Here is a 14,609-nt window from a genome sequence, read left to right as displayed (position 1 = left end):
GCAAAGAATCGCAAAATATTTACGACAATGTCTCGCAACTGTTGAGGCCGCACCAAGATGGTGCAAGCCCTTCTCCTACAAGGCGCTAGGTTGTATTCCGATACACCTTTACTATTGCACAAAGCATGATGAAGCTCCGATCTTTTTGAAAGGGAGCTGCCATGAAATCCAGGCAAAAATCCAGCAAGCAGAGTTCCAGTTCCGGCACCCGCCAGTCGGCTGACCAGGGGTCCCGCTCGGCCGCCCAGCCATCCAACGAGCAGTCGGATATGAGCCGTTCCAGCAAAACGGACAAAAAGACGCCTTCCAGCCGTAGCGGCAAACGCTAACCAGGCTGGCAGCGCAGAAGGGCCTGGAAGGAATTTCCGGGCCCTTTCCTTTTTCAGATATTGGTGACGCGCTTGCCCTTGGGCGGACGGAAGTCGGCCACGTCGTTCACCATGCCCACCTTGGCCGCCTCGCTGGCGGTCAGGTGCAGGTCTGAATAGGCGTGGATATTCCAGTGCTCATCAGTCAGCTGGACGTGCTTGCGCAGGATGGATTCGGTGCGGGCATCATCTGCCTGCAGGCCCTCCACGATGATGCGCAGGGCGTCGGGGCGGGCGCCGTGCGGCGCGCTGGCGTGCGACTTGTGCACCATGAAGCGCGCCGTCTCGCTGGCATAGCGTTCGCTGCCGGACAGGAACAGGATCACCGCAATCGACGCTACCGCCCCGCCGTTGTAGGTGATGATTTTGATTGGAAGGTTGCGCAGGTAGTTGTGCAGGCACAGGCCGTCGCTGACGTAGCCGCCGTTGGACTGGATCAGGATGTGGGCGGTTTCGATGCCGTCCTCCGTCATGTCCGCCACCGCGTCGAAAACGCGGTGCACCATATCGCTGTTCACATCGCCTGACAGGGTGAACCAGGCAGATTTGTCTTCTTTTTCGCTCATGGTCGCTCCACTTGTGGAAATGGATGAATGGCCATTCTAGCGCAGCTGCACGCTGCGCCACGCCCTACTCAATCGCCAGTGACCTCATCCAGGGTTTGCGCCACCAGCGCCCTCCCCGCCCAGCGCGTCAATTGGTCGGATGTCGCGCTCTCCAGCCTGGCCCGCACCGCCTCCGACGGCGCCCCAAACCGGGACATCAGGATTTCCTCAAGCATCCGCCGCCGCCCAGCCAGCAGCCCCTCCTGAAGCCCCTCTTGCGGCACCGGCAATCTCATTAACCAGTCTAATACATTGAGAAAATCTAAGATGCGCTGCTCATCCCATCCAGAACGGCAACGTCGCGAAATGCGCATCCGCACCGGGTGCAAAGAAGTTGAGAAGGCCGCCGTTTGTAAGCGGCAGGAAATCCATCAGCTTGCCGGCGCGAGCCGTGTTTTGCGTCGCGAGCTACCTGGCGCAATTCCTGGTCGCGGAATTCCGGCTCCACGGACCAGTCGATTTCTGCAGCCAACCCCGGAGAAAAGAGCATAACGAAGTCCATCAAATAGCGCTCCAGGCCGGTCTTCCACGGGTTGTCATAGTCGTCATTTGGCGTTTCCATGCCCTTTTGACCGCCGCCCGGCGCAGGAGTTCCCCAAGGGCGCCAAGATTGACTTTATTGCCCTACTGGCATATAGTCCCGAGTCTTGATCGGGAGAGACTAGCTCTGGCTAGCGCCGAAGGGGCATAACCCAAAAACTCTCAGGCAAAAGGACCGGTCAGGGAGCCGCAATGGCTCAAAACTCTGGAGAGCGGCCCGCCAGCGCGCAGGGCCCACCGAAGGGGCGTGCGGGAATACCTTCCCGCTATCTCTCAGGTACCAAGGACAGAGGGGTAGGCGTATCCATGTTTACGTTTATTAACCCCTATCGGTCTGAGGTATCAATGTCGCTCAAAGCAACCCCACTCAATAACGCTCATCGTGCCCTCGGCGCCCGTATGGTCGACTTCGGCGGCTGGGACATGCCGGTCAACTACGGTTCCCAGATCGAAGAACACCACGCCGTGCGTACCGACGTCGGCATGTTCGACGTGGCCCACATGTGCGTAGTGGACCTGAAGGGCGCCAACGTACGCTCCTTCCTGCGCGGCCTGATCGCCAACAACGTCGACAAGCTGCAGGTATCGGGCAAAGCCCTGTACTCCTGCATGCTGACCCCTGAAGGCACCGTCATCGACGACCTGATCGTCTACTTCATCAACGAAGAGTGGTTCCGCCTGGTGGTCAACGCCGGCACTGCTGAAAAAGACGTAGCCTGGATGAACCAGCAGAACACCGCCACCGGCGCCGGCATCACCATCACCCAGCGCCGCGACGGCGAAGGCGCGATGGCCCTGATCGCCGTGCAGGGCCCGAACGCCCGCGCCAAGGTCTGGGAAGTGATCCCGCAAGCCAAGGAAGCCACCGCCGAAATGAAGCCATTCAACGTGGCCCTGGTGCCAGGCACCGCCTTCGGCGAAGCCATGGTGGCCCGCACCGGCTACACCGGCGAAGACGGCTTCGAAATCGGCGTACCAGCCGACCAGGCTGAAAAGCTGTGGAACGCCCTGAACGCCGCCGGCGTAAAGCCAGCCGGCCTGGGCGCGCGCGACACCCTGCGCCTGGAAGCCGGCATGAACCTGTACGGCCAGGACATGGACGAAACCGTGAACCCGCTGGACGCAGGCCTGGCATGGACCATCGACCTGGTCTCCGAGCGCGACTTCATCGGCAAGGCAGCCCTGCAAGCCAAAGGCCAGAACGCCCAGTTCGTCGGCCTGATCCTGCGTGAAAAAGGCGGCGTACTGCGCGCCCACCAGAAAGTCATCGCCGCCAACGGCGAAGCGGGCGAAATCACCTCCGGCACCTTCTCCCCGACCATGCAGCAGGCAATCGCCCTGGCGCGCGTGCCGATGGGCGTGCAAGTCGGCGACACCGTGCACGTCGAGATCCGCGACAAGAAGCTGGCCGCCACCGTCGTGAAGCTGCCTTTCGTCCGTAACGGTAAAATCCTGGTAGCTTGACTTCTTCAACTAACTTTCCCAATCCTTGGAGCCAACATGAGCAACATTCCAGCAGACCTGAAGTACACCGAGTCCCACGAGTGGGTACGCGCTGAAGCAGACGGCACCGTGACCGTCGGCATTACCGCCTTCGCACAAGACGCCCTGGGCGACATCGTGTTCGTCGAGCTGCCAAAAGTGGGCAACACCTACGACGCCGGCGCCGACGCCGCCGTGGTGGAATCGGTCAAAGCCGCTTCCGACATCTACGCACCGATCGCCGGTGAAGTGGTGGCCGTGAACGACGACGTGACCGCCTCCCCAGAGTCGATCAACGCCGACGCCTACGCCGCCTGGCTGTTCAAGATCAAGCCAGCCGACGCCAGCGCCATCAACGGCCTGCTGGACGCCGCCGCTTACGGCAAAGTCGCGCAGTAATATCGTTTTACCGGGCCCGCTGCGTGCGGGCCCTTTTCACATTCTGGCCAAGAGATTTCCCACCATGACCCGCACCAGCCTGACCCAACTTGAAGCCCGCGATGCATTCATCGCCCGCCACATCGGCCCGGACTCCGCAGAACAGCAGCAAATGCTGGACGTTCTCGGCTACGCCACCCGCGCCGCCCTGATCGATGCCATCGTCCCACCGGGCATCCGCAACAAGAACGAACTGCCACTGGGCCAATTCTTCCAGCCGCTGCCGGAGAACGAGGCACTGGCCAAGCTGAAAGGCATCGCTTCCAAGAACAAGGTGCTGAAATCCCTGATCGGCCAGGGCTACTACAACGCCCACACCCCGGGCGTGGTACTGCGTAACATCTTCGAAAATCCAGCCTGGTACACCGCTTACACCCCGTACCAGCCAGAGATCTCCCAGGGCCGCCTGGAAGCGATCCTGAACTTCCAGCAGGTGCTGATCGACCTGACCGGCATGGCCATCGCCAACTCGTCCATGCTGGATGAAGGCACCGCCGCTGCCGAAGCCATGACCCTGATCCAGCGCGTCGGCAAGTCCAAGTCGATGACCTTCTACGTCGCTAACGACGTGCTGCCGCAGACCCTGGAAGTGGTGCAGACCCGCGCCGAGCCGCTGGGCATCACCGTCAAGACTTTCGACCCGGCCGAACTGGCTGGCGTGACCGACGCTTTCGGCGTGCTGCTGCAATACCCAGGCGTGAACGGCGTGGTGCGCGACTACCGCGCCGCCGTTGAAACCGTGAAGGCAACCGGCGCCATGGTGATCGTGGCCGCCGACCTGCTGGCCCTGACCATGCTGACCCCTCCGGGCGAATGGGGCGCCGACGTTGTCGTCGGCAACTCGCAGCGCTTCGGCGTACCGCTGGGCTTCGGCGGCCCGCACGCCGGCTACATGGCGACCCGCGACGAGTACAAGCGCTCCATGCCAGGCCGCCTGGTTGGCGTGACCATCGACCAGAACGGCAACAAGGCTTACCGCCTGGCGCTGCAGACCCGCGAGCAGCACATCCGCCGCGAAAAAGCGACCTCGAACATCTGTACCGCACAGGTCCTGCTGGCTGTGATGGCCTCCATGTACGCCGTCTACCACGGCCCGAAAGGCCTGAAGCAGATCGCCGAGCGCACCCACCGCTACACCGGCATCCTGGCTGCCAACCTGAAGTCCCTGGGCTACTCGGTCAACGATACCTTCTTCGACACCCTGACCATCGCCACCGACAAGGCAGACGCCCTGCACGCAGCCGCTGTCGCCACCGGCATCAACCTGCGCAAGATCGATGGCCGACACGTTGGCGTTTCGCTGGACGAAACCTGCGACCGCGATACCCTGGCCGCCCTGTGGAATGTGTTCAGCGGCGGCAAGGCTGCCCCTGACTTCGACGGTGTCGAAGCGACCGTGGACCGCAACTTCCCTGAAGCGCTGGTGCGTACCTCCGCCTACCTGGAGCACCCAACCTTCAACCGCTACCACAGCGAAACCGAAATGCTGCGCTACCTGCGTTCCCTGGCCGACAAGGACCTGGCGCTGGACCGCACCATGATCCCGCTGGGTTCGTGCACCATGAAGCTGAACGCCACCAGCGAAATGATCCCGGTGACCTGGCCAGAGTTCTCGACCATCCACCCGTTCGCGCCAAACGACCAGACCGTCGGCTACCGCGAAATGATCGCCCAGCTGGAAGACATGCTGTGCGCGGTGACCGGCTACGCCGCTGTCTCGCTGCAGCCTAACGCCGGTTCGCAAGGCGAATACGCCGGCCTGCTGGTGATCAAGAAGTACCACGAGTCGCGCGGCGAAGGCCACCGCAACATCTGCCTGATCCCATCCTCGGCACACGGCACCAACCCAGCATCCGCCGCCATGGTGGGCATGCAGGTTGTGGTAACCGCCTGCGACGACAAGGGCAACGTTGACCTGGCCGACCTGAAAGCCAAGGCCGAACAGCACTCCAAGAACCTGGCCTGCGTGATGGTGACCTACCCATCCACCCACGGCGTGTTCGAAGACGGCATCACCGAGCTGTGCGACATCATCCACAAGCACGGCGGCCAGGTATACGTGGACGGCGCCAATATGAACGCACTGGTTGGCGTAGCCGGCCCAGGCTCGTTCGGCGGCGACGTATCGCACCTGAACCTGCACAAGACCTTCTGCATCCCGCACGGCGGTGGCGGCCCAGGCGTCGGCCCGATCGGCGTTGGCGCGCACCTGGCCAAGTTCCTGCCGAACCAGCGTTCCAACGGCTACGTGCGCAGCGAAGACGGCATCGGCTCGATCTCGGCCGCACCGTTCGGCTCCGCATCGATCCTGCCGATCTCCTGGATGTACATCGCCATGATGGGCGGTGAAGGCCTGACCGCGGCCACCGAGACCGCGATCCTGAACGCCAACTACGTTGCGCGCCGCCTGTCGCCGCACTTCCCAGTGCTGTATTCGGGCCACGACGGCCTGGTGGCGCACGAGTGCATCATCGACCTGCGTCCGCTGACCGATGCCACCGGCATCAGCAACGAAGACGTGGCCAAGCGCCTGATGGACTTCGGCTTCCACGCACCGACCATGAGCTTCCCGGTTCCGGGCACGCTGATGATCGAGCCGACCGAGTCCGAGTCCAAGGTTGAACTGGACCGCTTCATCGACGCGATGATCGCGATCCGCGCTGAAATCGCCAAGGTTGAATCGGGCGAGTTCGACAAGCTGGATAACCCGCTGAAGTTTGCCCCGCACACCGCCGAGGTGCTGCTGGCCGACAAGTGGGAGCGCAAGTACAGCCGTGAAGTAGCCGCCTACCCAGTGCCATCGCTGCGCAAGCAGAAGTACTGGCCGCCAGTCGGCCGCGCCGACAACGTGTACGGCGACCGTAACCTGTTCTGCGCTTGCATTCCGGTGAGCGACTACGCGTAACAGCAAACCGGTAAACCGGGGTCAGACCCAGGGGTCTGACCCAAAGTATGCCGGGTTTAAAGGAAGGAGAACGAATGAAGCAATCAACCAAAGCCGCCCTCCTCTCCGGCCTAGTGCTGCCCGGCCTTGGCCAGCTGGCAATCCTGAAACGCCCCAAACGCGGCCTGCTCTTCCTCATCCCCTCAGTCGCAGCGCTGATCTGGCTAATGAACTCCCTCTCCACAGCCACAGAAAAGCTCCTGACCGAAGCCGCCAGCGGCACCATGCAACCCGACCCAGTCGCCGTCGCCACCCGCCTCGCCGAATCCAGCGACGCCAGCGGCGCCAGCCTCCCCAGCGCCATCCTGCTCATCTGCTGGCTAGCCGCCCTCATCGACGCCTTAAGCGCCAAAGACTAAGCCACACTCCGCGTAACCCGTGCCGCACGCTGCACCGCCTGCGCCTCATCATCCCACACCGCAGCCTGGGTAATCTCCTCCGCCCCGACTTGCGCCCCGTCAGCATTAAAGCGCAGCCAAGCCAGCGCCCCACCCGGCGTCACCCCAATCGCATGCACACCGCCATAATTAGGCGCCGCCATCAAAGCAGCCATCACTAAAGTGGTAGCAATCGGCACCGGCATTCCCCAATGCCCGCCCGGCTTCCGGCAAACCAGCCACAAGCCACCAGCCCCATCGCCATAAGCCAGATACTCCCCCGCAGCATTTGCCTCGCTCCACACCACGCAAGCCCCACCGATATTCGCCACCGGCTGCGGCACCGACTGCCCGCCGCGATAGACAACGATGCTCTCACCCGCCACAAACACATCCGGCACATTCGGCACATTCGACGGCGCCAGGTGCAGGCAGCAAGCCCGGCGCGGCAGCCCCTGGTAATCAATCGCAATCCCCCAGGCCGCAGCTCGCGCAAAGCTATTAAAGCGCAGCATCCGCCCCGAAGGCGTCTCGCTCAAACGCCAAGCCCCCGGCACCCGGTAGCTGCCCACCGCAGTCACCAGCGCCCCAGCGCCGCCCTGGTCTTCCCAGGCCATCAACGGCCCATCCATCGCCGCATTGAAATACCAGGTGTTCGCCGCAGTGACCAGCACCAGCGGCACAGCGCCCGATTGCAGCAGACCGAACGCAATCCGCGTCACATCGCCCTGCACCTCCGGCACCTGGCGCGGCTCCATGCCGCGCATGACCTCCACCCAGCCCGCCTCGTCGAAGTGGTTCGACACGCCCACCGCCACATGCACGGTCGGCCCGCCGCCACTGCCCCAAGGCGCCATGGCCAGCGCCAGCGCGATCGAACCATCCGGCGCCTGGCGCACATCCAGCGCCTGCACCTTGCCCGGCTGATTCAAAGGCAGCATCCCGCTCAAATCAGTCTGCGACCAGCGCCCGAAAGGCGTGCGGCGGAACAGGTACAGCGAACGGTTTGCCCCCACTGTGAACACCAGCGGCAAACCAGCCGAATCACGCACCACGAACAGCGGCGAACGCGCCGCAGCCGGCGCCGCGCAAGGGCTGGAGCGATAACCGGTCTCGTACAGCGGAATCAGCTCCTGCCGCACCAGCGCGGCCAGCTCACGTCCCGCCGACAACTGGCTGCGCCAATAGACTATATCGGCCGGCTGCGACGCATCGTAACGATCAAACACCGCGTTATAGGCACGCAGCAGGCGCTCCTTCGGATCCAGCTCCGTCAATTCCGGACGCGCCAGCAGATGCAGCGCCAGTTCCGCCCGGCCGCGCACAGCCTCGCCCTGGCAGCTATATAAAGTAGTCCAAGATAGCGCCTCGCTCGCCATCGGCTCGCGCTGCAGGACAATACGCGCCACGCGCGCAGCAGCAAAACTCAGGGCGCCGGACGCACTGGCGCCACCCCATTGTCGGACCTGCGCAACCGGCGCAGACGTCATCAGCACAGACATGCTTCACACTCCTAGCTCAATTTCAATGTCACCAGACTCGTTGATGCGCAAGTCACGGCAACCCAGCTTGCGCCCCGGGGCCAGTCCCTCCGCAACGGCCGCGAACATGTCGCTGGTGGCCGTCGCCAAAGTACCGGCAATATCCTGTTGAACTGCCTGCAGGCTGGCGGCATTACCCTCCCACCACAGGTTCATGCGCTGCACATTCAGCAGATGCGGCAGCGGGTCCGACACCACGTAGATGCCCGTGGTCCCCGCATCCGTCGCCGGCATGCCCTTGCGCGCCAGAGCAGCAATGGTCACGCGGCCGTCCTCCGTCTGCCACTGCAGGCGCAACGACCATTGCAAGGTGGCGCGCGCCCAGGCCTTGCCCATATAGCTGCGCTGGCGCGACAGCGGCAATTCCTGCTTCACGCTGTCCCACTCATAGCGGCCCAGCACACTGCTGATATCCAGCGTCGGGCGCGGCACACCGTCCGGACCGGCCTGGCGGCCCATGGTCACCATGTACTGCAAGTCCTGCTCGGATTCGCGGTCGTGCAAGGTGCGGTTGGCCTCCTGCCAGTTCAGCAGGACGTGGTCGCGGTAAGTCCAGCCATTGCTGTTGCGGATGAAGCGCGCGCGCTCGCCATTGCCGATGGTCGCCTCTACACCCGATTTTTCGTTCAGGCTGTCCTGCGGATTGACCTCGGCCACGCCCTCGCGCGAAGTCACATAGTCCGGCAGCGAATCCAGGCGGCGCTGCAGTTTTTCCACAACCAGCGGGTAGATGTACTGGCGTAGGAAACTCTCGCGGCTGATCACAGCGCGGCGCATTGCTGTTTTTTCGAGCACCGGACCGGACCAGCTGCGCAGCCAGTGCCCCACTGCGGTTATAAAGAATTCCTTCAGCGGTGCGTTATCGCATGGCAAATATGATTTATCGACGTCACACAATGCCGCCTGCAGGACCAAGCCGCCATACTCATTCACCGCCGCGATGAACTCCAGGCGCCAGCCGGCGACCGATTGGCGCAAGATATCCTTTCGGCCAAACCCGTTGTAAAAGCGCAAGGTTCCAGATGCCAGGGTCAGGCTCACATGGGCCGTATTTGGCATTGCCTCGTCGTAACGAATCTCAACCGGGCGCAACACCGCCTCGTCTTCACCCACACCGCCGAGCGCCAGGCTGCCGACTTCGACGCTGCCGTAACGGATGCTGTTGGGAAACTCGCCGGCCTCCCGCATGGCCACAATCGTGCTCTCAAGCAAGTTTCCAGAGGTGAACCAGCTCGCCGACAACTGTTGTACGGAAGTCGTCGTTTCGGAACCGATCTCAAAAAATACCGCTTTAGTAGTTACCATTTTTGCTTTGGAGAATGTTAAGATTTGGCCGTTTGGCAATGACTGCACTGTAAGAAAAAAATCCTTCTGCCGCCTTCCGGCAATCTTCCGGAAGCCAAAAAGAAACCTTCCGGACCGGAAGGTTTGCTCCGGAAGATTTCTAAGTCATTGATTTATAAGAACCAGAAGAACAGAAGGTTGGGCAGGCCATGGAGTTCCAATTCGGCGACTGGTTGATCAGTCCGGAAACCAACATCGTCAGCAACGGGGATGCGAAGACACAGCTCGAACCGCGCGTGATGGCGGTTTTGCGCTACCTTTGCCGCCACCCGGGCGCCGTGATTCCGGCGGAAGAGATCCTGCAAGCGTGCTGGGGAAGCAGCGAACTGGGCGATAACCCGGTCCATAAAGCCATCACCCAGCTGCGCCGCGCGTTCGGCGATTCGAGCACCGAACCGCGCTATATTGAGACGATCCGCAAGCGCGGCTACCGCGCCATCGCTCCGGTCGTGACCCTGGCCGCCCCGCCCTCGACCACCTGGGACGGCGGCTCCCCGTTCCGAGGCCTCGAAGCATTCCAGGAAAACCACGCCGCAATCTTCTTCGGCCGCGTGCAAGCCACCGCCCAGTTGCGCGAACTGGTGATGACCCAGGCCGCCCATGGTTGCCCCATGGCACTGGTGCTCGGCCCATCCGGCTCCGGCAAGACCTCCCTGGTGCGCGCCGGCCTGCTGCCGCATTTGATGGCAGGCGCCACCCGCTCCGATGAACCGGTCGGCCTGACCAGCACCGTCTACCTCGACTGCGCCGACCTCGGTAGCGGCACCCTGTTCCAGGCCCTCGCCGGCGCCCTGATCGACGCCGACATTAACGGCGAGCCCCTGTTCCCCGGCGCCAGCGCCGACAGCCTGGGCCAGCGCTTGGCCGAGGCACCCGACGCCGTCGCCGAAGAGTTGCGTAACCGCGCCTGTACTCGCCCACTCGTCGGTGTTTTTGTCGACCGCATGGAAGCTGTGTTCCGGACTGAAGCAGAAGAAACCAACCGTTTTATTTATGCTGTCGATGCGCTAGCCAAGTCGAATTGCCTGCTGATGCTGATGGCATGCCGCAATGACTTTTACCCCGAAGTCATGGCACAGCAAGTCCTGCTGTCGTTGAAACAGCGTGGCGGTCACTTCGACGTATTGCCACCCGACGGCGCCGAAATCGCCCAGATCGTCCGCCAGCCCGCAGCTGCGGCGAGTCTTATCTTCGAAAAAGACGAAGCAACCGGTGCGACCCTGGATGACGTGTTATGTGATGCCTCTCGCGGCAATAGCGATATGCTGCCGCTGTTGCAGTACACCTTGAACGAGCTTTACCGCCAAAGGGGCGACGACAGTGTCTTGAAGTTTGCGATATATCGCCAGTTGGGCGGCATCGAAGGCGCGGTAGGCGTACGCGCCGAACAGGTAGTTTCTCAGTTGGACGCAGGCCAGATCGCGGCGCTCCCGCACGTACTCTCCTTATTAGTGAACGTTGGCGAAGACCAGGGCTCGGTGACGTCCCGGCGCAGTCCGCTCAATATGCTGCGTACCGAAAAAGAACGCGACCTGGTGCGCGTAATGGTAGAGGCACGCTTATTCGTCAGCGAGTTAGCGGGGGACGTGCCGAGTTTCGGAGTGGCGCATGAAGCGCTATTGCGCCGTTGGCCGCGTGTCGCAGAATGGATCGAACGTCACCGTAACGCGCTCCAGCTGCGCACCCGTATCGGCAACCAGGCAGCCCGCTGGGCCGAGCTTGGACGCAAGCGAGATCTCCTTCTGCCGCGAGGTAGTCAGGTAAGCCAGGCCGCTGATTTGCTGGCCTTGCGCGATTTTTCTCTCGCCCCGATCGAACAGGAGTATGTAAAGACGTCTGTGCGGCATGCCAGGTTTGCGGAACGCATCATTCTAGGAGTCATGTCGCTAATCGGTGTGCTCGCCCTGTTGACCACGGTCTTCGGATTACGCGCCAGATCCGCACAGTCAGAGGCCGAAAAAAATCGCTATGAAGCCGAGAGCCTGATGACCTACATGCTCGGAGATTTTGTTGAAAAGCTCCGTCCAATTGGACGCCTCGATTTATTGGACGACGTTGGCAGCAAGGCTCTCACCTATTTGGGGAGAAACGACGTAAAGGAAGCGAATGCTACAACCCTGGCAAACCGTGTAAAAGCGCTGCAGGTCATTGCCGAAGTCAACGGCAAGCGAAACCGGCCAAAAGAATATGAACAAGCACTCAACACATCTCGGCAACTCGTAAAAGCGGCACCTCCAGAGTTCTTCAAAAATTCCGAGTTTTTGAAGCAAGCCGGTTTTAATGCCTTCATGCTAGGTCAATTCGAGTACTCCCGCCGCGAGTTGGATAAGGCTGAGATCTATTTCAATGACTACGAACGCTATAGCGATCAATATAGCCTTTCCACAAATGACCAAGTTGATGGCTTGATGGAGAAATCCTACGCCGCCGCCGCACTCGGCACATTGGCCATGTCCCGCAATGAGTACCAGCTCGCAGCAAAAAAATTTGATGCCTCACTCGATCTGAATCGTAAGGCGCTCAAGCTCAAGCCCGACGATATGAAGATCCAGGCTGAACTAGCTGGAACTGTATCGTGGTCGGCTGAAAGTACATTGAAGACGGGAGCACTCCAATCCGCAATGAGGCTCTACAAGGAGGAGGAACGTCTCCTGCGCTCAATCCCTAATCCAAGCGCTGGCGACAACAATAAGCTCGCCCTTTCCCTGATGCGCCAATCTCTCCTGAATGTTGCATTGGGTGCGAAAGCTGATGCAATCCAATCGTTGCGAGAGGCCGCCAAGATCGCGCAAGGACTCGCCGCGAAAGACCCAAGTAATCGCGGTTGGCAAGCACGTGTGCTACAAACCGAGGGTAGGCTGATCGAACTCGAACTGTCTCCTGAGAATGCAGCCTTGGCGTTGGAGCGTTTGAATGAAGTATGCCGAAAGATGTCCGAGCTTCGAGCCCTGAATCCAAAGGATACATTCCTGTCGTATCAAACCGTGAAATTCGAACTTAGCCGCACAGCCGTCTTGTTCGCAACGGGCCGTGATGCCGATGCCCTCGCAAATACTGACGCAGCGCTTGTTCAGCTGGAACGCTTACATGAAAGTGCAAGGAAGGATAATGTCCTCATCGGCTTCCTGGCCGATGGACTACTTACGCGCGCAGACATAACGCGAAAACAGACTGGTGACGCCTCCGCTTTGCCATACTGCCAGCGCGCCCAGGACTTGCTGAAAGACGTTATCGCTAACACCAACGAGCATTCCTTGCTTGCTTCGGCAGCAAAAGCCAATCTGTGCCTGGGGGATCTGACCGCAGCGGCGCCCCACCTCACAAAATTGCAGCGCATGGGATATCGCGAAGCGCGATATCAAAATTTTGTTTCCTCCCACCCCTTGTTGAAAGGTAGACCATGAAGGACAGCGCCAACCAAATGGGCAACACCGTTTTGAAGTGCCAAATTACGGTGACAAAGGACGCGAATGGCTATAACGCCAAATACGTTCCCGAAATCATTCCAGTGTACGAGCACAACACGGACATACATTTCCACATTGATGCCAAGTCTTCCGATGATGTGGAAATTGACAGCGTAGGTATTAGCCCATTGGGACAGAATCAACTGATTGATCCGGACATTAAACCCAATCGCCAACAGTACAATTTAAAAGACCTGAACACCGCGAAAGGTACCTTTATCCTCTCGTTCCAATACCGCGACAAGCACGGCAACAAACTGAACGTGGTCAGGAGGCTCGACGACAACAATGTTGAGAGCGCAGACGTACCAAAAATCGAAAACAACCCACCGGGCTAAAACGTTGAGACGTCGAACTCTCGTCCCGCTCGCCGCTTCGACCATCATCGCTTTGATCGTGACCTATATCGTCTAGAAGGGAGAGCCGCTGGCCGTGCCAGCAAAATAGTCTTAACGCATGTTGTCCAAAACGCCGCGGGCGCCGTGTTTGCGGCGTGCCGCGGTGTTTCCGTCTACGGCCATGCAGCGGCGGATTACGGCCCAGTAGGAGGTGGCCAGGCATTGTGCGCTGTCGAAGTAGCCGCGCTCGCGCAACAGCTTGTGCATCGCCGGGAGCTTGTAGCTAGGCACTGTGGCGGCCATGTGGTGCTCGACGTGGTAGTTCACGAAGTTGGGGGCGACCAGCAGGCGCGCGAGTGGGCCGGCCAGGGTGGTGGCAGTGTTGCGGCGAGGATCGCGGTCCATGTGGTCAGGGACGCCGCCGTGTTCGCCCATTACGCGCAGACGCAGGATCAGCGGGAAGACGAACAGTTGGCCGAGCCACCAGCAGCCGTACACCTCAGGCACGTCAAGCGCCCACAGCGTTGCGATGATCAGGCCGTGCATGGCTATGAAGGGATACAGCGCGCCGCGATCGGTCGGCTGGAACTGGTAAATGATGCCTTTGACGCCGTTAATGCCGGAAACATCGCGCAGCAGCTTGCGTGCCAGGCTGGCACGGGTGGCGGGATAGCCGGTGACGAAGGCCAGGTCGGGGTCGTCGCTAGTGCCGGCGGTTCGGTGGTGTTCGAGGTGGCCCCGGCGATAGGCGGCGTATGGTACGTTCGGCAAGGCGCCGAAGATCCATTTGCCGATCCATTGGTTGGCTTTGCGCGACGTGAAGAAGTTGAGGTGCGCGGCGTCGTGCGTGAGGATGGCGAAACCGAGGGCGCGGCCAGCGAGCAGGATCGAGGCCAACACCCAGGCCAATGGGTGATGCCACAGCGCGGGCAAGGCAAAACCGGCGGCGACCAGCGCAACGTTGACGGCGACCACCCACGTGGCGCGTGCATTGTCCGCCGTGGTGAATTCGCGGAGTTCCTGTTTGGAGAGGTAGCTGAGAATGTTCATGGCTACAATCCTAGCCTCGCGGCGCGCCCAACGCAGTACAATATTCGCCATGCAACGCACCTTTTCCGCCATCCCTGTTCATCTCTACATCGACCACCAATGCTGGATGGGAGGC

The 14,609-nt window shown here is 61.0% G+C and carries 13 protein-coding genes and 2 riboswitches; of the genes, 7 read left to right on the top strand and 6 right to left on the bottom strand.

The window, feature by feature from the left end:
- Positions 1-161: 161 nt before the first annotated feature.
- Complete coding sequence (locus AAHE99_RS07905; RefSeq protein WP_342116210.1) at positions 162-329, top strand: hypothetical protein; 168 nt, start codon at positions 162-164, stop codon at positions 327-329.
- 53 nt (positions 330-382) lie between these two features.
- Here the strand turns inward: AAHE99_RS07905 and AAHE99_RS07900 are convergent, their stop codons facing one another.
- The 3 genes from AAHE99_RS07900 to AAHE99_RS07890 all read right to left on the bottom strand — a co-directional run bounded on the left by AAHE99_RS07900 (position 383) and on the right by AAHE99_RS07890 (position 1,535).
- The gene (locus AAHE99_RS07900; protein WP_342116208.1) at positions 383-934 is read right to left on the bottom strand and encodes an ATP-dependent Clp protease proteolytic subunit; all 552 of its coding nucleotides are present in this window, start codon (positions 932-934) and stop codon (positions 383-385) included.
- Between the two features lie 68 nt (positions 935-1,002).
- Positions 1,003-1,131 carry a hypothetical protein gene (locus AAHE99_RS07895; RefSeq protein WP_342116206.1) on the bottom strand — a complete coding sequence of 43 codons (129 nt, stop codon included), beginning with the start codon at positions 1,129-1,131 and terminating at the stop codon, positions 1,003-1,005.
- Positions 1,132-1,235: 104 nt separating this feature from the next.
- Positions 1,236-1,535, bottom strand: a complete 300-nt coding sequence (locus tag AAHE99_RS07890; protein WP_342116203.1) for a hypothetical protein — start codon at positions 1,533-1,535, stop codon at positions 1,236-1,238.
- 80 nt (positions 1,536-1,615) lie between these two features.
- Positions 1,616-1,701: riboswitch (glycine riboswitch) on the top strand.
- Between the two features lie 7 nt (positions 1,702-1,708).
- A riboswitch (glycine riboswitch) is annotated at positions 1,709-1,813 on the top strand.
- Between the two features lie 45 nt (positions 1,814-1,858).
- Here AAHE99_RS07890 and gcvT point away from each other — a divergent pair.
- The 4 genes from gcvT to AAHE99_RS07870 all read left to right on the top strand — a co-directional run bounded on the left by gcvT (position 1,859) and on the right by AAHE99_RS07870 (position 6,736).
- Positions 1,859-2,977, top strand: coding sequence for a glycine cleavage system aminomethyltransferase GcvT (gcvT, locus tag AAHE99_RS07885; RefSeq protein ID WP_342116202.1), 1,119 nt, complete (start codon positions 1,859-1,861; stop codon positions 2,975-2,977).
- Between the two features lie 36 nt (positions 2,978-3,013).
- A complete protein-coding gene (gene gcvH / locus AAHE99_RS07880) occupies positions 3,014-3,394 on the top strand; it encodes a glycine cleavage system protein GcvH (RefSeq protein ID WP_342116200.1) in 381 nt (126 codons plus the stop codon).
- A 64-nt stretch (positions 3,395-3,458) separates the two neighbouring features.
- The gene (gcvP, locus tag AAHE99_RS07875) at positions 3,459-6,338 is read left to right on the top strand and encodes an aminomethyl-transferring glycine dehydrogenase (protein WP_342116198.1); all 2,880 of its coding nucleotides are present in this window, start codon (positions 3,459-3,461) and stop codon (positions 6,336-6,338) included.
- A gap of 74 nt (positions 6,339-6,412) precedes the next feature.
- Positions 6,413-6,736, top strand: a complete 324-nt coding sequence (locus AAHE99_RS07870) for a hypothetical protein (protein WP_342116196.1) — start codon at positions 6,413-6,415, stop codon at positions 6,734-6,736.
- On the opposite strand, the gene AAHE99_RS07865 is transcribed toward AAHE99_RS07870, so the two are convergent.
- Both AAHE99_RS07865 and AAHE99_RS07860 read right to left on the bottom strand, forming a co-directional pair.
- A complete protein-coding gene (locus tag AAHE99_RS07865) occupies positions 6,733-8,256 on the bottom strand; it encodes a hypothetical protein (protein ID WP_342116194.1) in 1,524 nt (507 codons plus the stop codon). The genes AAHE99_RS07870 and AAHE99_RS07865 overlap by 4 nt on opposite strands.
- A 3-nt stretch (positions 8,257-8,259) precedes the next feature.
- Positions 8,260-9,600: a hypothetical protein gene (locus AAHE99_RS07860; RefSeq protein WP_342116192.1), complete on the bottom strand. Its 1,341-nt coding sequence runs from the start codon at positions 9,598-9,600 to the stop codon at positions 8,260-8,262.
- Positions 9,601-9,788: 188 nt separating this feature from the next.
- Here AAHE99_RS07860 and AAHE99_RS07855 point away from each other — a divergent pair, with 188 nt between their 5' ends.
- On the top strand, positions 9,789-13,043 hold the full coding sequence (locus tag AAHE99_RS07855; protein ID WP_342116191.1) for an nSTAND1 domain-containing NTPase: 3,255 nt from the start codon (positions 9,789-9,791) through the stop codon (positions 13,041-13,043).
- Entirely contained in the window at positions 13,040-13,444 is a 405-nt protein-coding gene (locus AAHE99_RS07850) for a hypothetical protein (RefSeq protein ID WP_342116189.1), read from the top strand. The genes AAHE99_RS07855 and AAHE99_RS07850 overlap by 4 nt, the downstream gene beginning before the upstream one ends.
- A gap of 111 nt (positions 13,445-13,555) precedes the next feature.
- Here the strand turns inward: AAHE99_RS07850 and AAHE99_RS07845 are convergent, their stop codons facing one another.
- Positions 13,556-14,494 carry a fatty acid desaturase family protein gene (locus AAHE99_RS07845; protein ID WP_342116186.1) on the bottom strand — a complete coding sequence of 313 codons (939 nt, stop codon included), beginning with the start codon at positions 14,492-14,494 and terminating at the stop codon, positions 13,556-13,558.
- Between the last annotated feature and the right edge of the window lie 115 nt (positions 14,495-14,609).

This window comes from Pseudoduganella sp. OTU4001, assembly GCF_038440195.1.
Classification (GTDB): domain Bacteria; phylum Pseudomonadota; class Gammaproteobacteria; order Burkholderiales; family Burkholderiaceae_D; genus Rugamonas.
This window is presented reverse-complemented; position numbering and strand designations above follow the sequence as displayed.

Bases quoted from the DNA above. Each gene is read 5' to 3' on its own strand.
- AAHE99_RS07905 (WP_342116210.1), top strand. From the start codon at position 162: ATGAAATCCAGGCAAAAATCCAGCAAGCAGAGTTCCAGTTCCGGCACC.
- AAHE99_RS07900 (WP_342116208.1), bottom strand. From the start codon at position 934: ATGAGCGAAAAAGAAGACAAATCTGCCTGGTTCACCCTGTCAGGCGAT.
- AAHE99_RS07895 (WP_342116206.1), bottom strand. From the start codon at position 1,131: ATGTCCCGGTTTGGGGCGCCGTCGGAGGCGGTGCGGGCCAGGCTGGAG.
- AAHE99_RS07890 (WP_342116203.1), bottom strand. From the start codon at position 1,535: ATGGAAACGCCAAATGACGACTATGACAACCCGTGGAAGACCGGCCTG.
- gcvT (WP_342116202.1), top strand. From the start codon at position 1,859: ATGTCGCTCAAAGCAACCCCACTCAATAACGCTCATCGTGCCCTCGGC.
- gcvH (WP_342116200.1), top strand. From the start codon at position 3,014: ATGAGCAACATTCCAGCAGACCTGAAGTACACCGAGTCCCACGAGTGG.
- gcvP (WP_342116198.1), top strand. From the start codon at position 3,459: ATGACCCGCACCAGCCTGACCCAACTTGAAGCCCGCGATGCATTCATC.
- AAHE99_RS07870 (WP_342116196.1), top strand. From the start codon at position 6,413: ATGAAGCAATCAACCAAAGCCGCCCTCCTCTCCGGCCTAGTGCTGCCC.
- AAHE99_RS07865 (WP_342116194.1), bottom strand. From the start codon at position 8,256: ATGTCTGTGCTGATGACGTCTGCGCCGGTTGCGCAGGTCCGACAATGG.
- AAHE99_RS07860 (WP_342116192.1), bottom strand. From the start codon at position 9,600: ATGGTAACTACTAAAGCGGTATTTTTTGAGATCGGTTCCGAAACGACG.
- AAHE99_RS07855 (WP_342116191.1), top strand. From the start codon at position 9,789: ATGGAGTTCCAATTCGGCGACTGGTTGATCAGTCCGGAAACCAACATC.
- AAHE99_RS07850 (WP_342116189.1), top strand. From the start codon at position 13,040: ATGAAGGACAGCGCCAACCAAATGGGCAACACCGTTTTGAAGTGCCAA.
- AAHE99_RS07845 (WP_342116186.1), bottom strand. From the start codon at position 14,494: ATGAACATTCTCAGCTACCTCTCCAAACAGGAACTCCGCGAATTCACC.